This window comes from uncultured Sphingomonas sp. (assembly GCF_946477935.1).
Taxonomy (GTDB): domain Bacteria; phylum Pseudomonadota; class Alphaproteobacteria; order Sphingomonadales; family Sphingomonadaceae; genus Sphingomonas.
On the sequence record NZ_CAMLAC010000303.1, the window covers coordinates 1 to 3,539 of the forward strand.

Sequence of the window (3,539 nt, forward strand, 5' to 3'; positions counted from 1 at the left end):
GGCGGTGGCGAGGGGGAGGATGGGCGACTGGCCGCCTATGCGCGGATGCGGGCGCTGGTGGCGGACAGTTTCGCCGGCTTCGCCAGCCGCCTGCCGCGCAACCTGCGCAATCCGCGGCTGCTGGGTACCAGCGGCACGGTGACGACGCTGGGCAGCGTGCATCTGGGCCTCAATCAATATGACCGCGCCGCGGTGGACGGGTTGATCGTGCCCGCCGCCGCGATGCGCACCATCAGCGCGCAGCTTTCGCGCCAATCACTCGGCCAGCGTGCCAAGGTGCCGTGCATCGGCACCGAACGCGCCGACCTGGTGGTGGCGGGCTGCGCCATTCTGGAGACGATCATGGACCTGTGGCCGGCCGAGCGGCTGGGAATCGCCGATCGCGGCATTCGCGAGGGCATCCTGCGCCGCCTGATGGGAAGCCCCCCGCCGATGAGTTCGCGCGCATGAGCCGCGGCGACACCGGCCTGCGCCAGCGGGTGCGCACCGCGCGCGGCCGCACCGCGCAATCGACCCGCTGGCTGGAGCGGCAGTTGAACGACCCCTATGTCCGCCGCGCAAAGGCGGAGGGGTATCGCAGCCGCGCCGCCTACAAGCTGATCGAGCTGGACGAGCGGTTCGGGCTGCTGAAAGGATCGAAGCGCGTCATCGATCTCGGCATCGCACCGGGCGGCTGGACGCAGGTGGTGCGCCGCAAGGTGCCGAATGCCAAGGTGGTGGGCATCGATCTGCTGCCGGTCGACCCGATCGACGGGGTCGAGATCTTCCAGATGGACTTCATGGACGATGCGGCGCCCGACCGGTTGATGGAGGCGCTGGGCGGCGCGCCCGACCTGATCCTGTCCGACATGGCGGCGAACACCGTCGGCCACCCGCAGACCGACGCGCTGCGCACAATGGCGCTGGTGGAAACCGCCTTCGCCTTCGTGCAGGACGTGCTGGCACCGGGCGGCGCCTTTGTCGCCAAGGTGTTCGCCGGCGGCGCCGATTCGCAGTTCGTTGCCGAGATGAAGCGCCATTTCGCCACCGTGAAGCACGCCAAGCCGCCGTCCAGCCGCAAGGGATCGGTGGAATGGTTCGTCGTCGCGCAAGGCTTCAAGGGACGGCGGGGCGAGGATTGAGCCCTAAAGCAGCCCTGTCACCGCATCGATGAAGCGCGCCAGGCTGATCGGTTTGGACACATAGGCGTCCGCGCCCGCCGCGCGGATGCGTTCCTCGTCCTCGCGGCCGGCATAGGCGGTGACGGCCATCACCGGGATGCGGCGCAGATCCTCGTCCGCCTTCAATTCCAGGATCAGGTCGTAGCCGGTGACGTGCGGCATCTGGATATCCATGATGATCAGGTCGGGCTGCACCTCGCGCGCGCGCGCCACGGCCTCCCGCCCGTCGCGCACCGGCTCCGCCAGGAAGTCGTGCGCGCGCAGCAGGTCGCAGAACAGCTTCAGATTGAGTTCGTTGTCCTCGACAACGAGCACCTTTCTTGCCACGCGGGTCTCGAGTCCTTTCCAAAATGGGGTGATAGGCAATGGCCGGACCCGACACAATCGATGACGCAGAGGCGCTGGCGCTCCACGCCCTCGTCTGGACGCTTGAGGACCAGGGGCGTGCCGAACGCCTGCTGGCGATGACCGGCCTGACGCCGGCCGATCTGCGCGCCCGCGCCGGTGACCGCGCGGTGCTCGCCGCCGTGCTCGGCTTCCTCGCCGCGCACGAACCCGACCTGATCGCCTGTGCCGATACGCTGGACGTGCGGCCCGAAGCCCTGGCCCGCGCGCTGACCCTGCTGGAGATCCGATGAAACCGCTGCTGATCTGCGACTGCGACGAGGTGCTGCTCCACATGGTGCGCCATTTCCGCGACTGGCTGGGCGAGCATCACGCCATCGACTTCGCGGTCGGCCACCACGACTTCGCCACCGCGATGACGCGTCGCGACGGCAGCGCGCCACCTGCCCAGGCCGAGATGTGGCAGTTGCTCGGCGGCTTCTTCCCGGCCGAAATGCACCGCCAGACGCTGGTGCCGCACGCTGCCGAGGCGCTGGCGACGCTGGCGGAGCAGGCCGACATCGTGATCCTGACCAACCTGCAGGACGAATGCCAGGCGCCGCGCCTCGCGCAATTGTCGGCCTTCGGGATCAATCACCGCGTCCAGTGCAACACCGGCGGCAAGGGTGAGCCCGTCGCACGGCTGGTGGCGGAACATGGCGACCCGGTCACCGTGTTCGTCGACGATCTGGCGGTGCATCACGCCTCCGTCGCGAAACATGCGCCGGGCGTCCACCGGCTGCACATGATCTCCGAGCCGGAAATGGCGTCGCACCTACCGCCCGCGCCGGATGCCCATGCGCGGATCGACGACTGGCGTGAGGCGGTGGTGTGGATCGGTCAGCGATTCGCCGCGGGTCGCTCAGCGGATTGAGTTCACGCGAAGACGCGAAGGCGCGAAGACGTTTTGTTCGCGCGGAGGCGCGGAGGCGCGGAGAGTTGCGCGTGCGGTATGCTCCCGAGCCGCCAGCGGCGGCTCATGCTCGGCAAGCAGGGCGATAGAAGCTCTCGCTGACGCGAGACGGGGCCGCTCGCTTCTCTCCGCGCCTCCGCGCCTCCGCGCGAACCCCCTTCTTCTTCGCGCCTTCGCGTCTTCGCGTGAACCAAAACCTTGACCCGGACGTAGCCCCCAATCCACAACCCGCCCCCATGACCACGCATATCGACCGCCGCCTGGAAGAACTGGGCCTGACCCTTCCCGAAGCCGCCGCCCCCGTCGCGGCCTATGTTCCCGTCGTCGAGGCGGGTGGGCTGCTCCACATCTCGGGCCAGTTGCCGTTCAAGGACGGCCAGCTCGTCACCGGCCGTCTGGGCGAGACCGTCTCGCTGGAAGACGGTACCGAGGCTGCGCGGCTGTGCGGCCTGATGCTGCTCGCACAGATCAGAAAGCACGTCGGCGACCTGTCGCGCGTCAAGCGCATCGTGAAGCTGGGTGTGTTCGTGAACTCCGCCGCCACCTTCACCGACCAGCCCAAGGTCGCCAACGGCGCGTCCGAACTGATGGCCGCCGTGTTCGGCGAGGCCGGCAAGCACGCCCGCTCCGCGGTCGGCGTGCCGGTATTGCCGCTCGGCGCCGCGGTCGAGGTCGACGCAATCGTCCAGATCGGCTGATCTTGCACAGCCGGACGGCCCTTCGCATATCGGTGGCATGACCGAGTGCGAAGGACGGCCGGCTTGACGGCGATCACCGCGCGCCTCGCCGATGGCGTGGCGAGCATTCCCGCAGCCGATTGGGACGCGTGCGCGGGTAACGCCAACCCGTTCGTCGGCCATGCCTTTCTTTCCGCGCTGGAGGCATCTGGCAGCGTCGGCGGCCGCACCGGCTGGCAACCCCTGCCCATCATCATCGACGGCGCCGATAACCGCCCGGCCGCGGTTGCCCCCGCCTATGCCAAGGCGCACAGCCAGGGCGAATATGTCTTCGACCATGCCTGGGCCGATGCCTGGGAGCGCGCCGGCGGAGACTATTACCCCAAGCTTCAGGTCGCCGCCCCC

The 3,539-nt window shown here is 68.8% G+C and carries 7 protein-coding genes; 6 read left to right on the forward strand and 1 reads right to left on the reverse strand.

Translation table 11 applies throughout. From position 1 onward, the window contains the following. Together Q0U08_RS18860 and Q0U08_RS18865 are read left to right on the forward strand one after the other, a co-directional pair. A partial coding sequence (locus Q0U08_RS18860; protein WP_367271165.1) for a Ppx/GppA phosphatase family protein occupies nt 1–450 on the forward strand: 450 nt, incomplete at its 5' end. Further along, complete coding sequence (locus Q0U08_RS18865; protein ID WP_298093278.1) at nt 447–1,121, forward strand: RlmE family RNA methyltransferase; 675 nt, start codon at nt 447–449, stop codon at nt 1,119–1,121. The genes Q0U08_RS18860 and Q0U08_RS18865, both read left to right, overlap by 4 nt. A 3-nt stretch (nt 1,122–1,124) precedes the next feature. Here the strand turns inward: Q0U08_RS18865 and Q0U08_RS18870 are convergent, their stop codons facing one another. Continuing rightward, a complete protein-coding gene (locus tag Q0U08_RS18870; protein ID WP_298093280.1) occupies nt 1,125–1,487 on the reverse strand; it encodes a response regulator in 363 nt (120 codons plus the stop codon). A 38-nt stretch (nt 1,488–1,525) separates the two neighbouring features. On the opposite strand from Q0U08_RS18870, the gene Q0U08_RS18875 reads away from it, so the two are divergent. From Q0U08_RS18875 to Q0U08_RS18890, 4 genes are all read left to right on the forward strand, one after another. Then, the gene (locus Q0U08_RS18875) at nt 1,526–1,798 is read left to right on the forward strand and encodes a DUF3572 domain-containing protein (protein WP_298093282.1); all 273 of its coding nucleotides are present in this window, start codon (nt 1,526–1,528) and stop codon (nt 1,796–1,798) included. Beyond that, nucleotides 1,795–2,418, forward strand: a complete 624-nt coding sequence (locus tag Q0U08_RS18880) for an HAD family hydrolase (RefSeq protein WP_298093283.1) — start codon at nt 1,795–1,797, stop codon at nt 2,416–2,418. Before Q0U08_RS18875 ends, Q0U08_RS18880 begins: the two co-directional genes overlap by 4 nt. A 275-nt stretch (nt 2,419–2,693) precedes the next feature. Then, on the forward strand, nt 2,694–3,155 hold the full coding sequence (locus Q0U08_RS18885; RefSeq protein WP_298093284.1) for a RidA family protein: 462 nt from the start codon (nt 2,694–2,696) through the stop codon (nt 3,153–3,155). 63 nt (nt 3,156–3,218) lie between these two features. Beyond that, nucleotides 3,219–3,539: peptidogalycan biosysnthesis protein (locus Q0U08_RS18890; protein ID WP_298093285.1), on the forward strand; the 321-nt coding region annotated here is incomplete at its 3' end.